At 57.1% G+C, this 19,649-nt stretch carries 12 protein-coding genes; 10 read left to right on the top strand and 2 right to left on the bottom strand.

Going from position 1 to position 19,649, the window contains the following annotated elements; translation table 11 throughout:
• Positions 1-2: 2 nt before the first annotated feature.
• The 4 genes from DQG13_RS04730 to DQG13_RS04715 all read left to right on the top strand — a co-directional run bounded on the left by DQG13_RS04730 (position 3) and on the right by DQG13_RS04715 (position 10,405).
• Entirely contained in the window at positions 3-6,620 is a 6,618-nt protein-coding gene (locus DQG13_RS04730; protein WP_113018600.1) for an S-layer homology domain-containing protein, read from the top strand.
• 181 nt (positions 6,621-6,801) lie between these two features.
• Positions 6,802-7,773, top strand: coding sequence for an ABC transporter permease (locus DQG13_RS04725; RefSeq protein ID WP_113018599.1), 972 nt, complete (start codon positions 6,802-6,804; stop codon positions 7,771-7,773).
• Positions 7,774-7,797: 24 nt separating this feature from the next.
• Positions 7,798-8,685, top strand: a complete 888-nt coding sequence (locus DQG13_RS04720; protein ID WP_113018598.1) for a carbohydrate ABC transporter permease — start codon at positions 7,798-7,800, stop codon at positions 8,683-8,685.
• A gap of 85 nt (positions 8,686-8,770) precedes the next feature.
• Positions 8,771-10,405 carry an extracellular solute-binding protein gene (locus tag DQG13_RS04715; protein WP_113018597.1) on the top strand — a complete coding sequence of 545 codons (1,635 nt, stop codon included), beginning with the start codon at positions 8,771-8,773 and terminating at the stop codon, positions 10,403-10,405.
• Between the two features lie 67 nt (positions 10,406-10,472).
• Here DQG13_RS04715 and DQG13_RS04710 read toward each other — a convergent pair whose 3' ends face one another.
• A complete protein-coding gene (locus tag DQG13_RS04710; protein ID WP_113018596.1) occupies positions 10,473-10,664 on the bottom strand; it encodes a hypothetical protein in 192 nt (63 codons plus the stop codon).
• Positions 10,665-11,058: 394 nt separating this feature from the next.
• Here DQG13_RS04710 and DQG13_RS04705 point away from each other — a divergent pair, with 394 nt between their 5' ends.
• The 4 genes from DQG13_RS04705 (at position 11,059) to galU (ending at position 14,399) form a co-directional block, all read left to right on the top strand.
• Complete coding sequence (locus DQG13_RS04705) at positions 11,059-11,496, top strand: hypothetical protein (protein ID WP_113018595.1); 438 nt, start codon at positions 11,059-11,061, stop codon at positions 11,494-11,496.
• 178 nt (positions 11,497-11,674) lie between these two features.
• Complete coding sequence (locus DQG13_RS04700; protein WP_113018594.1) at positions 11,675-12,586, top strand: selenium metabolism-associated LysR family transcriptional regulator; 912 nt, start codon at positions 11,675-11,677, stop codon at positions 12,584-12,586.
• A gap of 45 nt (positions 12,587-12,631) precedes the next feature.
• Complete coding sequence (locus DQG13_RS04695; RefSeq protein WP_258525464.1) at positions 12,632-13,513, top strand: PHP domain-containing protein; 882 nt, start codon at positions 12,632-12,634, stop codon at positions 13,511-13,513.
• 13 nt (positions 13,514-13,526) lie between these two features.
• A complete protein-coding gene (gene galU, locus DQG13_RS04690; RefSeq protein ID WP_113018593.1) occupies positions 13,527-14,399 on the top strand; it encodes a UTP--glucose-1-phosphate uridylyltransferase GalU in 873 nt (290 codons plus the stop codon).
• 113 nt (positions 14,400-14,512) lie between these two features.
• On the opposite strand, the gene DQG13_RS04685 is transcribed toward galU, so the two are convergent.
• Positions 14,513-15,259, bottom strand: coding sequence for an SGNH/GDSL hydrolase family protein (locus DQG13_RS04685; RefSeq protein ID WP_113018592.1), 747 nt, complete (start codon positions 15,257-15,259; stop codon positions 14,513-14,515).
• Positions 15,260-15,430: 171 nt separating this feature from the next.
• Between DQG13_RS04685 and DQG13_RS04680 the strand changes: the two genes are divergently transcribed.
• A complete protein-coding gene (locus DQG13_RS04680) occupies positions 15,431-17,689 on the top strand; it encodes a helix-turn-helix domain-containing protein (RefSeq protein WP_113018591.1) in 2,259 nt (752 codons plus the stop codon).
• Entirely contained in the window at positions 17,690-19,231 is a 1,542-nt protein-coding gene (locus DQG13_RS04675; RefSeq protein WP_113018590.1) for an extracellular solute-binding protein, read from the top strand.
• The last annotated feature ends 418 nt before the right edge of the window (positions 19,232-19,649 follow it).

Here is a 19,649-nt window from a genome sequence, read left to right as displayed (position 1 = left end):
CCATGAAAAAGATTTGGGGAACATGGATGAAGCAAGTTATGGCGAGTATGTGCGTATTGATGCTGCTGGCCTCCGCTTTGCCGCCTTTTCCGGGCGGTGGAGGGGGCAAGGTCCAGGCGGCCGGAGCCAATCTGCTGGTTAATGGCGGCTTCGAGACGCTGGCAGGTGATCTGAGCGGCGGCTGGACCGACTTCAAAGCGGCGGGCTGGAGCATCTGGAAGGCATCGGGAAGCTCTGTTGTAACCGCCACCTACGGAGAAAGCTACGCCGGAGGCCGAAGCCTGCGCATATCCGCGCAGACTTCAGCGAAGGCGACAGTCAGCAGTATCGCTCCATACGCGCAGGTTACGCCGGGCGGATATTACCGCCTGTCGGGCTGGGTCAAGCGCGAGAACATATCCAACAAAGTGTTTTTGCAGGTTTTTTTCCGCGACCAGTCGGGACAGGTTCTTGCGCAAAAGGATTCGCTTACGCTGAACGGAAGCGGCGATTGGCAGCTGCTGGAGCAAGTGGTTCAGGCTCCGGCGAATGCGGCTGCAGCCAATGTAACCGTCTATTTTGATACGGGTACGGGAACCGCATGGTTCGATGAACTGGCTTTGACCCCTTACGTGCCTGACCGGGCGCTTCACTTGTCGGCGGTCAGCAATACGCTGCTGGTTGGCGAAGGGACGGATCTGCTGCTGACTGCCAATTTTGAAACCGCTTTATTGTCTCAGGCCCAGTGGAGCAGCTCCAACCCTCAAGTAGCCGCCGTCACCGGGCAGGGACATGTTATTGGAGTTAACGCCGGGGAAACGGTCATCAGCGCCGTCTTATGGGACCAGGAGACGGAGCGGGAGCTGCGTGCGGAGATGGTTTTGGAGGTTCAGGCGGAAGGGCCGAATCTGCTGGTTAACGGCGGCTTCGAGACGCTGGCAGGCGATCTGAGCGGCGGCTGGACCGACTTCAAGGCAACGGGCTGGAACATCTGGAAGGCCTCCGGCAGCTCCGTGGTGACGGCCGTCTATGGGGCAAGCCACGAGGGAAGCCGCAGCTTGCGCATCCATGCGGAGCAGACCGCGAAGACGACGGTCAGCAACGCCCAGGCGGTGGCGGTTGTTCCGGGAGAGCATTACCGCCTGTCGGGTTGGGTCAAGCGCGAGAACATCTCCAACAAAATATTTTTGCGGATTTATTTCCATGATGAGTCGGGAAAGCAGCTTTCGTATGCGGATTCGGCCGTGCTGAACGGAAGCGGCGATTGGCTGCTGGCGGCGCTTACGGTTCAGGCTCCGGCAGAGGCTGTGAAGGCCAATATAAACGCCTATTTCGATACGGGTATGGGAACCGCGTGGTTCGATGAGCTGAGCTTAAAGCGGTATATTCCGGAGCGAAGGATTGCCGTGTCCGGCAGCAGCCATCTGGTTGTGGGTGAAGCCGCAGCGCTTGAACTGAGCGCCAGTTATGAAGGCGCTTCCCTGTCCGAGGCCCAGTGGGCCAGCTCCAACCCCCAGGTTGCATCGGTAAACCAAGAGGGCCGGGTTACCGCGTTGTCTGTGGGAGAGACGGTTATCTCGGCTGTGCTGTGGGACAGTGAGCTGCTGCGCCAGTATGAGGCGGAGTTTACCGTTTATGTTGCAAGCGGATATCCCGATTTATTGCAGAATGGCGGATTTGAGGTGACGGATACCCCGCCTCCCGGCAGCAACTGGTCGCAGAAGCGGGCATTAAACTGGAGCAATCCCTGGCTTCCCAACGGAACGCCGGTGGTGACGGTGGACGCTCAAACGGCCCATTCGGGCAGCCAATCTCTTAAAATCTCGGCGCAGGCAGCCTCCCGGGCCACCACCACGCAGTCGGTTCCCGTTGAGAGCGAAGCGTACTATCGGGTCGGCGCCTGGATCAAAACAGCCAATATGCAGCCCAGCGCGTTTCTGCGCATCTATTTTGACAAAGCGGATGGTACGGCCATTAACTTTGTGGACACATCGGCTATTGGCGGCACACGGGATTGGACTTATGTCCAGGGAATCGTACAAGCTCCGCCGGAGGCCGCCAAGGCCGGAGTCGCCGCGTATTTCAGCCTGGGTACGGGGACGGCGTGGTTTGACGATGTCACTATGCACAAAATCATTCCCCCCGCCAGCATCAGCCTTGAGCCAAGATTGGGGTTTGTCGGCATCGGCGGGACGCTGGGGTTGAATCCGGTATTCGTACCGGCTTACGCCACGGAGCGGGGCCTGGTTTGGAGCAGCTCCGATGACACGGTTGCCGCGGTAGCGGATGGAGTTGTGACAGGCGTATCGGCCGGTTCCGCCGCTATTGAAGCGCGGACTGCGGACGGACGTTTGACCACCCGGGCGATTGTGGCCGTTGGCCCGCAGCCGAAAATGTTGGACATCGGCGACTTCACGGCAGCCGCCATGGAAGAACAGGCGGCAATGGGGACATTGCCCGCCACTGACGGCCAGGGTGTGCCGCTTGTCTATTATATCCTGGACGCCCCGGCGAATGGGGTGCTCCATCTCGAAGCAACCGGCGCATGGATCTATTATCCCGATGCCGGTTTCAGCGGAACAGACCGCTTCACGGTGGTGGCGGCCAGTGCGGACGGGGGGCTCGGCGTGTCGGCGGCAACCGTCAATATCGGGCGGGCGAACCATCCTCCGGTTATAGAGACGCAGGTTATTTCCGTGCCGGACAACACCACGCACACAGGCAGCTTCCAGGGAAGCGACCCCGACGGCGACACTGTTGCGTACAGCATTGCGACGCCGCCCGACCACGGAAGCCTGCAGTTGAATGGAGCGGAGTGGAGCTATACGCCCGCTGCCGGCTACATCGGGTATGACCGCTTTACGGTTCGCCTGACCGACGCTCATGGCGCTGTGGCCGAGTCGGAGCAGAATCTGATGGTGGTGATGAGCCGCGACAGCATTGCAGCCCAGCTTGCCAACCTCCAGGGAACGCGGCAGCCGCGAATCATGGCGGGCGCAGGAGGCTTTGAGCGGATCAGCTCCCTGCTGACAGCGTCAGACCCGTATATAACGGCTTGGTTTGCCAAGGCAAAGGCCAAAGCGGACCAAACCCTGGAGCTGCCTCCCTCCATCTATGAAAAGCCGGACGGCATGCGGCTGCTGGAGGTAAGCCGCCGGGTGCTGGACCGTGTGGAGGTTCTTGCCATGACCTATCGTTTGACCGGAGACGCACGTTATGCCGAAAGGGCTTGGACAGAGCTGGCAGCCGTGTCGGCCTTTCCGGACTGGAATCCGGCGCACTTCTTTGATACGGCGGAAATGACGGCGGCAGCAGCCATCGGGTACGACTGGCTGTACGACTATTGGACGCCTGAGCGGCGGACCGCCCTGCGTCAGACCATTGTGGAGAAGGGGCTTCAGCCCGCGCTGCCCTATTACCGCAATAATCTGGAATGGGCGCAAAGTACGACAAACGCCAATTCCGTGATGAACGGCGGTCTGGGCATGGGGGCGCTGGCGATTGCCGGGGATGATCCGGCGTTATCCGGCCTGGTTTCCGAAATTCTTGCCCACGGCGTTCGTTTGCTGCCCTTGATGGTGGAGGAATACGGTCCGGACGGCGCATGGAATGAAGGGCCGACCTACTGGGATTACGGCACCTCGTACCTTGTTTATTTCCTCAGCTCTCTTGAGAACGTGCTTGGCAGCGATCTGGGCTTTACGGGCATGCCCGGCATGAGGGAGACGGCGGGCTTCCCCATGCATATGACAGGGCCCAACGCTTCCTTCAACTTTGCCGATGCATATCCGGCCTATATTCAATCGCCGGCGCTGCTCTGGTTTGCCGCCAAATACAATGATCCGGTGTATGCCTGGTATCACAAGTCAATGGCGGACCGGGCTACCAACGGAGTGCTGGATATGATTTGGTACCGGCCCGAGCTTTACAGCTCGGCGCAGCCTTCGCAGCAGCTGGACGCCTATTACGGCCAGGTGGAGACCGCCGCTTTCCGAAGCTCATGGAATGACAGCAACGCCGCTTTTGTCGCCTTTAAAGCAGGGGACAATCAGGCGACGCATGGTGATCTGGACATCGGTTCGTTTGTATTCGACGCCCTTGGCTACCGCTGGATTTCCGATCTTGGGATGGACAACTACAATCTGCCCGGTTATTGGGACAATGGCAGCGACGGAGGCCGCTGGGCATTATACCGCAAGCGGGCGGAGGGGCATAACACGCTGCTGATCAACCCGGACAGGGGACCGGACCAGGACCCGCTGGCCAAGGCGGCGGTGCAAAGCGTCTATTCCGGCGAGGCCGAGGCTTGGGCCGTTATGGACATGACCCCCGCTTACAAGAAGGATGCGGTGTCGGTCAGAAGGGGCTTTCGGCTGGACAACGGCCGCCGCGAGCTGCTGGTTCAAGACGAGATCAAGAACAAAACCCGCTCGGAGGTGCGTTGGCAGATTCATACGCAGGCGCGGGTGGAGCTGTCGCCGGACGGCAAAACGGCAACCCTGCGCATGATTGACCGCAGCTTGCAGCTGAAGCTGCAATCGCCTTCGGCGGCGGTATTCTATACCGCACCCTCGGAGCCGCTGCCGTCCTCGCCGAACCCGCCGGGACAAGCGTCCAACAACGCCTATTCCGTGATCGGCATTCATTTGCCGGCAGCTCTTGAGGAGACCATCGCCGTGCGGATGATTCCGCTCATGCCGGGACAGGAGCCGGCGGCGGAGCTGCTGCCGGTGGCGCCGATAGCGCAATGGACCATCCCTACGCAGCCCATGTCTGCACTGGCAGGCATATGGGTCGATGGCGAGCTGCTGGGCGGCTTCCAAAGCAGCAAACGCTTATACGAAATCAGCCTGCCCCAGGGAGCGTCCATACCCGGGATAACGGCAGCGGGAGAGGATGCCGAAGCCGTGGTGCAGGTGACGCCGCCTGTCTCTCTTCCCGGCGCAGCGGTTATTCGCGTGGAGACTCCCGGCAAGCTGGCGAATGAATACCGCGTGAATTTCACCATTTCACAGGCCATCGGTCTGCCGCTAGACAAGACCGAGCTGCCGGTGGTGGAAGTGACGGCCAATAACCACGATCAGAACTATGTGCCGGAAAATACCCTTGACGGCAATCTGGCCGGGGAGTCCCGCTGGACGGGTATCGCCGGCGACTGGATCAGGTTTGATCTGGGCGGGTTAAAGCGGGTTGACGGCATTGCCGTTGCTTTCTTAAGCGGCAACGCCCGCAAGACCATCTATGATGTGGAGGTGTCCGAAGACGGCGAGAATTGGCAGACGCTGGTCAGGACAGCAAGCACAGGCGAAACGCTGGATTATGAATATACGGAGCTGGGAGGCGCCTTGGCCAGATACGTCCGTATTTTCGGCTACGGCAATACTATTAGCCAGTATACGAGCATAACGGAGGTTAAGCTTTTTGGCTCCGATATCCTGCCGCCGGGCCCGGACACGCCGGATACACCAGACACGCCGGATACACCGGATACACCGGATACACCGGATACACCGGATACGCCGGATACGCCGGATACGCCGACGGCGGACCCCACACCGGACTCCGCATCGGAATCCGGGCAGCAGCAGGCTACGCTGAAGCTGGATCTGGCATGGGCCGAGAAAGCATTGCAGGCTGACGGTGGAATGATCGTCGATCTGGATGGCGGCGGCCAGGGCGGCAAGCCCTTGACCGGCGTCGCCCTGACGAAAGAGGCGGCTGCGCTCCTTCAAGCAAGCGGGAAACCGCTTGTTCTCCGGACGGCAGCCGCAGAATGGACCATTCCGTTGGATGGGGTGGAAGCAAGCCAAGGGGTGGAAGCGGCGGTTCTTGCTGCCCCGGCTCCTGCGGTTGGCCTGCCTGCCCATACGCGGGGCTACCGGCTGTACAGCCTGCAGCTGCAGGATGGCGCGGGCAACCCCTTGCAGACGGCGGCAACGCTGCGCATCGGCGCGGCAATAAGCGCTCCGCTGGACAAGGAGCTGCTTGTGGTCTACGGACAAACGGCAGGCGGGGGCTGGAGCTATGTGGGGGGCCGAATGGAAGGGGAGCGGCTGCAATGGAGCTCTTCTGGTTACAGCGCTTTTCTGGTGGCGGAATCGACGGCTGCCTACGCCGATGTCACCGGCCATTGGGCCAAGCGCACTATTGAAATTATGGCTGCCCGGCAGCTGGCCCAAGGCATGGAGGACGGCCGGTTCGCGCCGGACAATGCATTAACCCGGGCCGAGGCGGCGGCGCTGCTCGCCCGTCTTCTAAAGCTGGAGAACGGCGGCGCCGAATTTGCCGATGTGCCCGCCGGCAAGTGGTACGCCAAGGAGATCGGAGCCGCCGCCCAAGCCGGCCTGATCCAGGGAGCCGGCGGCCGCTTCCGCCCGGAGGATGCCGTCACCCGGGAGGAATGGGCGGTTATGATCATGAGAGCCTATGACGCGGCAGGCGGCGAAGCAAGCAGCGGCGGCCGCGGACAGTTCCGCGACGGCGCCGAGGTTTCGCCGTGGGCTGCCGGCGCGGTGCGGCAGGCGCAGTCGTTGGGGCTAATCGAGGGACAGGAGCAGGATTTGTTTGCCCCGAAGAACAACACCACCCGGGCGGAAGCCATGACCGTGCTGCTGAGACTGATGAATGCTTTGCCCGAATAATGCAATATGCAATTGATCTCCCGTTTGCAGTTGATCGCCTGCGGCGTGCGGAAGCCCTCCGGGCGCGGCGCCGCGGCGAAATCCTGATAGGCTGCAAGCGGTAAATAAAGTGTGAATATACAAATGCCCTTCCCTTTTTGTATTGTCGGATTGTACACACAACTTGCGAGGGAGTGAGGACATGAAGCAACTGGCGGATACCGGATATGTGCCCGGGGACAAGGCCCCTTCGAGTATTCCGGCAATAAAGAAAGGGCTCGCCATCCGGCTTATCCGGGATTACCAATTATACCTGCTGGCCCTTCCGGCAATCGCTTACTTATTTATTTTTAATTATGTTCCGATCTACGGCGTTCTGATTGCCTTCAAGAATTTCAATGCCGTTCAGGGGATTTGGGGAAGTGATTGGGCGGGCTTCGAGCATTTCCGGCGATTCTTCCACTCGTATCAGTTCGGGCCGATTCTCCGCAACACAATCGGCTTAAGCTTGTATCAGCTGGTGGTAGGTTTCCCCATTCCCATTATGCTGGCGCTTTTGCTCAATCAGACCCGGAACAAACGATTCAAGTCATTGGTGCAAACGGTTACGTATGCGCCCCATTTTATCTCCATTGTCGTGATGATCAGCATGATTTTTATTTTTCTGTCTCCCCGGACCGGTTTTGTCAACCATCTGCTGACCTTCTTTGGGCATGAACCTGTCCTGTTTATGGGAGATCCCGCTTATTTCAAAACCATCTACGTCCTTTCGGGCGTCTGGCAAAATACGGGCTGGGGCAGCATTATTTACCTTGCCGCACTGGCTTCCATCAATCCGGAGCTGTATGAAGCGGCAAAGGTGGACGGGGCCAGCAAGTGGCAGCAAATTCTGAAGATTGACATTCCGAGCATCATGCCCACCGCCGTGATTCTGCTGATTCTGAATGTTGGCCATATTATGGATGTGGGCTTTCAGAAGGTCTTTCTGATGCAGACGCCGCTTACTGCCGCGTCCCAGGAAATCATCAGCACCTATGTTTATAAGATGGGCCTGATCAACACAGATTACAGTTATTCCGCAGCCATTAATTTGTTCAATACCGTTATCAATCTGGTGCTGCTGATTGCGGTCAATCAGGTGGCCCGGCGGGCTTCGGACACAAGTCTTTGGTAGAGAGGGATAAGGGAGGAACCTGCTATGAACGGAATCAAGCTCTCAAGAAGCGACCGCATCTTTGAATGGATCAATTACACCATCCTTACCGCTGTTCTGCTGGCGGTATTGTATCCGCTTTATTTTGTCGTTATTGCTTCCTTTTCCAATCCCACCTATGTCAACAACGGTTCGATGGTCTTTTGGCCAAAGGGCTGGATGACCCTGGGATATGAGAAGGTGTTCCAGTATGCCGATGTGTGGATCGGCTTCCGCAATACCATCTTTTACACCGTATTTGGAACCGTGCTGAATGTGGCGGTGACCATGGGCATTGCCTACACGATGTCACGCAGGTCCTTCCTGGGGAAGAAGGCGCTGATGATCTTTGTCCTGATCCCCATGTTTTTTGGCGGCGGCCTGATTCCCACCTTTCTGGTGGTCAAGGGTCTCGGTCTTTACAATACCTGGTTGGCCATGATCATCCTGGGGACAGTCAATGTTTTCAATGTGATTATTGCCAGGACATTCATTCAGTCCTCCATTCCGGAGGAGCTGTACGAGGCGGCGCAAATGGACGGATGCAATCATTTTACCTACTTTTTTAAGATTATCCTGCCGTTGTCCAGCTCCATTATTGCCGTGCTGCTCCTGTATTACGGAGTGGGCCACTGGAATGATTTTTTTACACCGCTGATTTATTTGAATGATAAAAATTTATTTTCGCTTCAACTGGTGCTGCGGGGGATTTTGATCCAGAGCACGATTCAGACTGACCTGCTGGACGCCGAGGATGCAGCCCGCAAGCAAATGATGGTGGAGCAAATTCAGTATGCGCTTATTATCGTCACCAGTCTACCGATTCTGGCCGTCTATCCCTTCTTGCAGAAGTATTTTGTCAAAGGGGTCATGATCGGCTCGGTCAAGGCGTGAGCAGCTTCGGTTAGGATTACTTTTTGGCTGCAGGGATAGTATCCTTGAGCATATATCATTTCAGACATTTTAAGGAGGGTCATCAATGAAAACAACCATCTTAGTGCGCGCCGGCCTGGCGACGTTTGCTTCCGCTTTGGTCTTAAGCGCTTGCAGCGGCAACGGCGGCAACAACAGCGGTGATGCGGCGGGAAAAAGCCCGGCTGCATCCGCAAGCGCCGACAGCGCCGTACCTGAAACGGGGCTGCCGCTGTCCAAGGAACTGCAAACCATCAAATTGGTCACGGTTATTGACGACGGCAAACCGCCCAACAAGGATATCCGCTTCTGGCAAAATCTCGAAAAGGAAACCAATGTGCATGTGGAATTCCAGGATATCAATGTCAGCCAATGGAAAGAAAAAAAGAGCCTGATGTTTGCCAGCAACGATCTTCCCACCGCCATTCTCGGCCATGCCAGCCTTACCGATATCGAACTGCTGAACTATGGTTCCCAGGGGCAATTGATTCCTCTGGAAGGGCTGATCGAGAAGTATGCGCCGAATTTGAACAAGGCCTTCAAGGAATATCCGGAGCTGAAGAAAGAATTGACTGCTCCCGACGGGCATATCTACGCCATCCCGTCCTTTGACGACGGTCTTGTGCCGGAAGCCGCCTTTCCGCTTTTTATCAACAAAAAATGGCTGGATCAGCTGGGACTGAAAGTGCCGACAACCACGGATGAGTTTGAACAAGTGCTGCTGGCCTTCAAGCAAAAGGACCCCAACGGCAACGGCAAGGCCGATGAGATTCCGCTGACCACCGGGTCGACTTGGGGATATTTCTCGCAGATGTTCGGCTCCTTCGGACTGGTCGACGATTATAATACCCACATCGCTCTGGCGAATGGCAAGGCCGTCCACACGGCGTCCCAGCCCCAGTTCAAGGAGGCCATTCAGTATTTCCGCAAGCTTCAATCCCAAGGGCTGATTGATAATGAGGCCTTCACCCAGGACAGCAAGGTGCTGACCTCCAAGCAAAAAACGGTGCCGCGGATTGCCGGTGCTTTCCAAGGCTGGCGCAGCTCGGCATGGGCCAATAATCCGGAGGAAACCAATGATTATGTGGTTGTCCCTCCCCTCAAAGGACCGAAGGGCGATCAGGCATGGCCAAGAAATACCACAGGCTTAACGGCAAGAGGATCTTTTTCCATCACCAAAAACGCAAAAAATCCGGAGCTGCTGATGAGATGGGCCGACAACCTGTTGGCGGACGACAACGGATTGATGCTGACCTTTTCCTATCGGATGGGGGATACCATCGAGAAAACCGCCGACAACAAAATCAAGATTTTGCGGGCGCTGGATTGGAATAATCCCGATGAAAGCCTGAATTCGCCCACCACTTCCTCCAAAATGAATTTTATGACCAAGAGCAATTCCAAGCGGCTGCTGGATGTTCCTGCCCATATGATCGAGAAGCAAGGCTTCGATAAGGTGTACACCCAATACCTGGAGCCCAGATTCCCCAACGTATTCTTCAGCAAGGAAGAATCGCAGAAGCTTGCCACTATCGGCAATGATCTCAATACGTACATCAACAGCATGTACGCCAAATGGATCATGAGCGGCGGAATTGAAAACGAGTGGGACAGCTATCTCAAAAAGCTCAATGATATGGGCCTGAAAGACTATGTGGGCATTTATCAAACGGCGCTGGAGCGGTACAATCAAGCCAAATAACACAAACAAAACCCCCGCGTTGAGCATCAACAATGCGGGGGTTTATCCTGTTCCATGAGGAAGAACGTCAGCAGAGCGCAACCTGCACCAGGCTGCGCAGGTATTGGTCGCCTCCGGGCACCTGAATCAAATCCCGGGAATACCCCTTCAGCGGCCCCACATAATCCTGCTCTCCCTCCACCAAAACCGCCACGCTGCATTTGTTGACGATCACATAATCAAACTCCGCATCCTTTTGCAAATATCCGCTTATTGTCATGCTGAAAATCCTCCTTATGTGGTTTTGTTATTCAGACACTTTAAAATGGCAGAGTATAACGCTGTTCACAAAACCTTCAATATTTTCACCGATAACAGACGGAGCCAAAAGTAATTCCCGCCGCATATCCGACTTGAAGACTATATGAGTCTTGCAACATAGCGAAAATAATCATTGCGTTCCTGTGCAGTAATGTGATAAATATAGGAAAAGAAGGATAATCCGAACGTGCCCTTTTACCAGATTTAAGGTGGTTTTTAATAAAATTGAATAGGATTTTAGGAAATGCGGGAGATTATTTAGTTGGAAATCCAATTGCAATCAGGTATCCTATTGGTATATCCACGATCATCCGGGTCTAAAGTCCTTCCAGGGTTGTAGAGGAGTGAAACATATGAGAGATAAGCAGATGGACAGATGGAGCACATACGAGCCCTTTTTTGTTATCCTGGGAGAGAAAAAAATTGCCGATATTGTCATCACTCATCATGCCCGCTCCCGTTGGCTGGACCGGGTGGAGAGCCAGAAGGCAGGTTACGAGGATATCTCTTCGTTTTTATGGGATAGGTTAAAGAACGGTCAAATCCGCAACTATTACCGTCATGAGCAGGATGTATACCTGATTGACGAAGATTTGGTTATGGTGGCGGAATTTGTTCCCTTGGAGAATGAAACGGATCTGACCGGAGGACCGGTCTATAAGATGATTGTGGTGACCTTTCTCGGCCGGATGTCGGAAACCATGGAGCTGCGCGATCTGAAAACCTATTACTCCTGGCTGCGCCATTCCCGGCGGATGACCCTGGTGAAGAACAGCCGCAAGCGCAAATAATGCAACCCGGAGCAGGCGCTGCACCGGGAAGACAGAAGCCATTCACAGCATTCCCCAAAAGAACTCATTGGAGACTCTTTTTGCGGGGATGCTTTTCATTTATATGTGGAAATCGGCGGCGCAGAAGCTTTTTGCGCAACTTTGTTATAGAATGGGAAGGAAGGGATGGTGCACGCGTATGGCGTTAAATTTCCATCAGCTGCATATTTTCTATACGGTGTCCGAAAAGGGCAGCTTTTCCGGGGCCGCCCAGGCATTGCATATGACCCAACCGGCGGTGACCATGCAGATTCAGTCGCTGGAGGATTATTTCGGGACCAAGCTGTTTTTGCGCACCACCAAAAAAATCGAGCTTACGGAAGCGGGGCGGGCGCTCCTGCCCTTCGCCAAACGGAGCATTGAACTGATGCGGGAGACGGAAACCGCCATGTCCCGGTTTACCCATATGCTGGAGGGCCGGCTTCAGCTGGGGGCGAGCCTGACCATCGGCGAATATATCCTGCCCCGGCTGCTGGGTCCCTTCGGGCGGGAGTTTCCCCATATCTCTGTGAGTCTGAAGGTGATGAACACCACTCAGATTCTGGATGAAATTATGCAGCATCAGCTGACCTTCGGGCTGGTGGAGGCGCCGATTGAGCATCCGGATGTGCTGCTGGACCCGGTATTGAGCGACGAGCTTCTGCTGGTGCTGCCGGCCCAACACGAGCTGGCCCAACAAGAGCGGATTACGCTGGAGGATGCGCTGCGTTATCCCTTTGTGCTCCGGGAGAAGGGCTCCGGCACCCGCAGGGTGATGGAGGAGGAGCTGCTCCGGCGGGGGCGTGATCTGTCGGATATGAAAATCCTCATGGAGCTGGGCAGCACCGGTGCCGTCAAATCGGCGGTGGAGGCCAATCTGGGCCTGTCCATCCTGTCCCAATCCTCCATCAAGCATGAGCTGGCCCTTGGGGTGCTTGCGGCGAGAAGCATAGAAGGCATCCGTTTTGTGCGGAGTTTCTATTCCATTCATCTGAAATCTGCGTTATTGCCCATCTCGGCAGTGACCTTCCTGACCTTTATGAAGGAGCGGGATTTGAAGCAGTGGCTATAGCTTGGGAATAAAATGATGCGCTTTCGCGGAAAGGATGCGGCAGGTATGGCTGAAATCATGGAAGGGTACGCTGATTTACATACCCATACCCGTGCCTCCGACGGAACGGGAACCCCCTCGGACAATGTCCGCCAGGCGGCGGCAGCGGGCTTAAGCGCCGTTGCCATAACGGATCATGACACGGTCGCCGGGCTGGAGGAAGCCTTCGAGGCCGGTCGGGCTGCGGGGATCACCGTGGTCCCGGGGGTGGAGATCAGCTCCTCGGAGGACGGCAAGGACATTCACGTGCTGGGCTATTATATGGACATTGCCGATCCGTTGTTTTTATCCCGGCTGGAGGAATTGCGCAATGTCCGGGAGGGGCGCAATGAGCGGATGCTGGAGCGTCTCCGTGAGCTGGGTTATGCCATTACACTGGAGGAGGTGCTGGAGCGGCGGGGGCCCGTGGAGCAAAAGGATTCCACCGTCGGCCGTCCGCACATTGCCCAGGTGCTGGTGGACAAAGGGTATGCAGAGTCCCAGCAGGATGCCTTCAACCGTCTCATTGGAGAAAACGGAGCCGCCTACATCAGCCCCAAGCGCATCTCGCCGGAGACGGCCATTGCCTGGATTCACGAGGCCGGGGGAGCTGCCGTGCTGGCCCATCCCGGGCTGTACGGCAACGATGCCCTGGTGGAGCGGCTGGCCGGCGGCCGATTGGACGGCATAGAGGCCGACCATTCCGACCATTCCCCGGAAGAGGCGGCGAAGTACCGGGAGCTTGCCCGGCGCCATGGTCTGGTGGCCACGGCCGGATCGGATTATCATGGAGAAAGAGGCGGCCAGGTGTTTCACGGGCCGTTGGGGGGCAGGCGGGTGGAAGCAGCCGTTCTGCCGCTATTGCGTCAGAGGGCGGAAAGCCGCGCCCGTCACCGTCACCAGTATTGAAGGAGGCTGACACATGCGTATCAAGAAGGCGATTATTCCGGCTGCAGGGTTGGGGACCCGATTCCTGCCGGCCACCAAGGCCCAGCCCAAGGAGATGCTGCCCATTGTGGACAAACCCTCCATCCAATATATCGTGGAAGAGGCTATCGCTTCGGGCATTGAGGATATTATCATTGTCACAGGCCGCAACAAGCGGGCCATCGAGGACCACTTCGACAAATCGGTAGAGCTGGAGATGATGCTCTCCAAAACCGGCAAGGACGATCTTCTCCATATGGTGCAAACCGTTTCCAACCTGGCCGATGTCCATTATATCCGCCAGAAGGAGCCGCTGGGTCTTGGCCATGCTGTCCTTTGCGCCCGCAAATTCATCGGCAATGAGCCGTTTGCGCTGCTGCTGGGGGACGATATTATCGCTTCGGAGCCCCCTTGCCTGAAGGGGATGCTGGATTTGTACGAGCAGGTGAACACCTCCGTCATTGCGGTGCAGGAGGTGCCCTGGAGCGAGGTGGACAAGTACGGCATTATTTCCCCGGCTGACCCCAAAGACGGTGTGGAATATATCCGCGATCTGGTGGAAAAGCCGGAGCGGGAGCAGGCGCCGTCCAATCTGGCCGTGATCGGCCGGTATGTCATTGAGCCGGAGGTGTTCGCCATTCTGGAGCACCAGGAGCCAGGCAGAGGCGGGGAAATCCAGCTGACTGACGCTCTGCGGGTGCTGAATGGGGACAAGCCCATGGCCGTTTTCCGGCAAACGGGAGACCGCTATGATACCGGCGACAAGCTGGGCTATATCCAGGCGACCATTGAATTTGCCCTCAAACGGGAGGAGCTTGCCCCGGCGCTGCGCAGCTATCTGCGGGAGCTGGTGCGGCGTATGGACTAAAGAGCAGAGGAAAACACCCCCTCCGCACTTCCGCCGGCTTGCCGGTGAAGGGGAGGGGGTGTATTATTGCGCGCTTCGGTTGTCGCCGCAAAGGCGTCATCAGGCGTTTCGCCTCAGCCCGGAGACGGTTCGCTGTTGTCCTGGAGAAGATAGCCGTAATGCTCCCGGACAAAAGCCAGCACCCGCTCGGAGATGATGCGGTGGCCGTCCTTGTTGGGGTGAATTCCGTCCATGCAGATGAAGCGGGTGAAATCCGGATGCTCCAAAAAGGCGCCGCGGATATCAATATATTTGGTTTTGGTAGCCTCCGCCACCTTCACAATGGTAGAATTATAGCGTTCCTGCCACCAGTAGATTTTGGTGACGCTGCCCAGCCACCGGAGAATATTCCGTTCGGCCTCCGGATTGCTGCGGCTTACCCACTTGAAATATTGGTCCGCATTCAGAGGAGGCAGATTCATCAGCACGGGAACAACGTCCTTGCTGCGCAGAAACTCGATGGTTTCCTTCAGCATCCGTTCAAATACGTTGAAATCCGTTTTGGGCGTGTGATCCCCCTCGGGATTCTCGGCGATTTCGTTCCAGTTGAAATCACAGTCATTCCCGCCGTATTCGATCAGCACCACATCCGGCTTTTCGTTCACCACATCCCGCTTCAGATGGCCGATTCCCTTCAGCAGGGTATTGCCGAACCGCGCCGTATTGTGAATGACCCCCTTCAGCTTATCCTGCAGCAGGGCCACATAGTTCTCTTCCAGCACCACATATTTGTTGCGTACTTCGTCAAGCACTACACCCTTGGAGATGGAATCTCCGGAAATCATATACTTGGCAATATTGCCTGAAAGCGGATTGTTCATGTTCCTCACCTCTATTTATAATGTAGCATAGTCCGCCCGCCAAGTAAAAGCCTTCCTGGTCCCGGACGGGTGCAGGAAAAAAACATGTCAGGCCGTATGGCGGCTTGACCTCACAGACTGATCAAAAAGGGTGAACCGGTTTTGCGCAGGAAACAAAGAGGCCGTTATTATTTGAAATTGCTGCTGTTCTGCTTTATTCTCGCCTCGCTTCCCGTTCTGCTCCTGGGCATCATTTCCTATGGCAAGTCCGCCCAGGTGGTGCGGATGAAGGTAAGCGAGCAGAAGGCGTTAAGCCTCCGCCAGACCCAATTGGGGGTGGAGGAGACGCTGAAGGTGGCCGACCAGGCCATGAGCCATTTTTTCAGCTCCAGGCTGATGATTTCCGTGCTGACGGAGCCCCTCCGTCCCGACCAGTTCCAGCTGTACAATCAGGTCCGCACGGAGCTGACCAATCTGCAGCGGCTGGATACGGGGATTGAGGAGGTACGGGTGTGGAGCGTGGCGGGCAACTGGATGATTACCAATGAAGGCTTGTCCCGGCTGGATGCCTGGACCCAGAGCCATCCGGAGGCGCGCATCCCGGAGCTGGCGGAGGTGACGGTGCACCGCCCCGCCGGGGACGCCTCGGGAGCCGGAGAGTCCGGCTGCGGCAGCTACCTCCTTCTCCAGAAGGGCCTCCCACTGACGGCCTATTCCAGCATCGGCATGGCCACGGTGAAAATTCCCGCCTGCCGGCTGAATGAGGTATTTACGGCGGAGGAGCAGAAGGAGCCCCTGTATCTGTTTGACGATCAAGGGGAACTGATTCTGCAGAGCGGAAACACCAATCCGCAGCTGGATGATGCCGTGGGCAAAACGGCGGCCGCCCTGGCCGGGGCGGACGGAAAGCCCTTTGTCCTGAAGGCGGGCAGGGAAGAATTCGCCGTGAATTATCTGGTTTCGGAATATAACGGCTGGACGTATGTCTCGGCCGTCTCCCTCAATGAGCTGAACCGCAACTCCCGGGAAATCGGCTGGTTTACCTTTTATATCTGCTTGGGGCTGCTGCTTTTGTTCATCCTGCTGGCGTATTTGGGCTCCAGGAAGCTGTACCGGCCCATCGGCAATATCGTCAAGCAGGTAATGGCCGGACAGGCTCCGCCGGGAAGCGGAGAGTCGAAGGACGAGCTGGATTTCATCGGCCGGCAGGTGCATTTTTTGTTCGACGCAAAAAAAAGTCTGGAGGAGCGCCTTTCCGGGCAGGGGGAGCTGTTGCGCAGCTTCTTCATGATCCGGCTGTTCCTTGGCGGTCTGAAGGAGGAAGAGGTGACCGGGCGTCTTCTGGAATACGGCCTGAACGCGGATCTTCGCTCCTTCTGCGTGGTGGCAGTGCAGACGGGCAATCTGGAGGAAACCCGGTTTAAGGAGGAGGACCGGGACCTGCTGCTGTTTGCGGTGAACAACATTATCGGGGAGCTGGTTCCCGCTGACCGCCGCCTGGAGCCTACGGTGCTGGGCAAAACCCAGCTTACGGTCATCACCGCCCCTGATGCGGACCATCCGGAGGAGGAGATGTACCGGATTGCCAAGCAGATCGTAAAAACCCATGCGGAGCTGCTTGAGCTTCCCGTGGCGGTGGGCATCAGTCTGGCTCACTCCGGCGCCTCCTGTATCCCCCGGGCCCATGATGAAGCGGTGGAGGCTCTCCAGCGGCGGGCCGCCTTCGGGAATCAGCCGATTATCCGGTTTGCCGATTTGGGCGAATCCCATGCCCTGCATGACCGTTATCCCCGGAAGCTGCAGGAGGAGCTGTTCCACTCCATCAAGCTTCTGGAGCGGGAGCAGTCGGAGGCGCTGGCGCTTACGCTCCTGGAGCAAATCCGGGAGGCGTATCCCGTTTTGTATGACCGGCAGTTCCAGTATGTCCGTCTGTTGGTGAATCTGCTGGCCCTTGCCAACAGCATTGCCCGCCAGGCGGTGCCTCCGGAGCAGCAGCAGCTGCTCATCGACCAGCTGTTTGCCCTGGACAAGGAGGATGCGGCGGCAGACTGGTTTATGGAAAAGGCCATCGGCCCCCTGCTGGACAGCATGGAGGAGCAATCCGAGGTCCGGCATATGGCCATTGCCAAGGAGATGGTGCGGATGGTCCATGAGGAGTACGATACGGACTTGACTCTGGATACCTGCGCCGACCGGCTTCATTACCAAAGCGGCTATGCCGGAACGATTTTCCGCAATTGCATGGGGATGACCTTCGCGGCCTATCTGGCCCGCCACCGCCATCAGGTTGCCCTCCAGTGGCTGAAGGAAACGGATATGCCCGTCAAGGATATTGCCGCCAAGCTGCAGTACAACAATCCGCAGAATTTTATCCGCTCCTTCCGCAAGCTGGAGGGTGTGAGTCCGGGGAAGTACCGGGATATGCAGGCGGACGAGGAGGAGGAAGCGTAGATGAGACATATGCGCAGACGGGCCGCGTCAAAGAGAGGTCGTCCGGCGCTGCTTCTGGTTTTGCTGCCAGCCGTATGGGTGCTGTCGTCCTGTCAGGGCGGCGGGGGGCCGGTTGCAGCAGATAAGCCGCCGGAGGAAGCGGTCATCCGGATGATGCTGGTGCAGAATACCGGCGATCCGCCGCTTCCCGGCATTGTGCCGGAGCTGGAGAAAAAAACCGGCAAGCGGCTGGGCATCACCTGGGTGCCGGAGAATCTGTACTCCGACCAGATGGTGTCGGCTCTGGCCAACGGAATTTTGCCGGAGGTGCTGTCCGTCAAGGCTGTGGACCTGAAGCATCCATCGGTTGTCAATGCGGTCCGCTCCGGCGGTTTTTGGGAGATTGGGCCGTATCTCTCCCGGTTTCCGCTGCTCACCCGCTATCTGGACCCGGATATTCTCCACAACGGCTCGTATTTCGGGAGGATTTACGGCTTGTATTGGGAGCGGCCGGTGTCCCGGCAGGGCATCCAGTACCGCAAGGACTGGCTGGAGCGCCTTGGACTTGCCGAGCCGCGGACGGTGGAGGAACTATACCGGGTGCTCCGCGCGTTTACCTTCGATGATCCCGACGGCAACGGCAAGCAGGATACCTACGGACTGGTGGACCGCAACGATCTGGTCTACGGCGCTTTCCGCAATCTGGCCGTCTATCTGGGGGCGCCTAACGGCTGGGCGCTGCAGGAGGAGGGGCTGGTTCCGGATTTTTACTCGGAGGCGTATATGGACGCCATGAAATTCATGAGGCGGCTGTATAACGAGGGTGTCATGAACGCAGATTTTACCGTAACCAGCAAGTCGCAGCAGGAGGAGCGCTTCGTCCGCGGGGAAGCGGGAATGATGATCACCAACATCGTGGCGTCCGGGAACCAGGACAAGATGTCCAAGCTGAATCCCAAAGCCGTCATCGGCATCCAAAACCGTCTGTCCGGTCCCCAAGGCGACCGGGTATGGGGCGGGCCGGGCTTCGGCGGCTTGTTCCTGTTCCCGAAGAGCAGCGTCAAGACGGAGCAGGAGCTGCTGGGCATTCTTGATTTTTTTGAGCAAACCCTGTCCGCCGATGTGCACAACCTGCTGTCCTTCGGCATCGAGAACAAGCATTATACGCTCCTGGAGAACGGGAATGTGAAAATCTGGCCGGATACCAAGGCCCTGCGGGAGCGGGAGGTGGAGCCCTATACCACCGCCCTGCGGCTGGTGCAAATCCCCTACCTCAGCCAGGACAAGCTAAGCGCATCCCAGGAGCGGGTCAATGAGATGACGGCGGACAACAAAACCATCGCTGTGGCCGACCCTACGACGGCTCTGGTTTCTCCGGTGCAGGCGGAACGGGGCAATGAGCTGGGCGAAATCATCACCAATGCCACCTACCTGTATATTCTGGGCCAGCTGGATGATGCGGGCTTTGCACAGGAGCGCAAGCGCTGGGAGGCAGCCGGAGGAACCCAGGTGATCCGGGAGCTGAACGAAAGCTATAAGGAATCGCAACAGCGCAAGCAATAGATGCTGCGCGACGGATGCGAAGAGCCTCTGCGGGAATGATCCGCAGGGGTTTTTGTACGTTGCGCGGAAGGCGAGGCGGAAGAGGGGCGCAAGCTTGCCGCCCCGGGGCAAGCGGGCTGTAGGGAGAGTTCGTCGAAGGGGGCAGACCGTCAATGGGAGCGGCCCATCAGACTATTCGTCACGGCAGCCGCCAGCCGGACACAGATTCCGTTATTTCACGAAAAAGCGCTGCTTTTGCGTTTGAGCGGACTGAGAATCCGTTAAGAAGCGGATTTCAGCCAATTCGGGGGGCTGGATAAGCAAATAAGGGATCGTGAGTCCGCGAAACATGGAAAAGGGGGGAATAGCCCAAAATAGTTATAATGAACGAAACCGACATCCAGTTTGCTTCAACGTAGGTTAATTTGGAAATAATGGG

Source organism: Paenibacillus sp. YN15 (genome assembly GCF_003285005.1).
In the GTDB taxonomy this organism is placed as follows: domain Bacteria; phylum Bacillota; class Bacilli; order Paenibacillales; family NBRC-103111; genus Paenibacillus_AR.
This window is presented reverse-complemented; position numbering and strand designations above follow the sequence as displayed.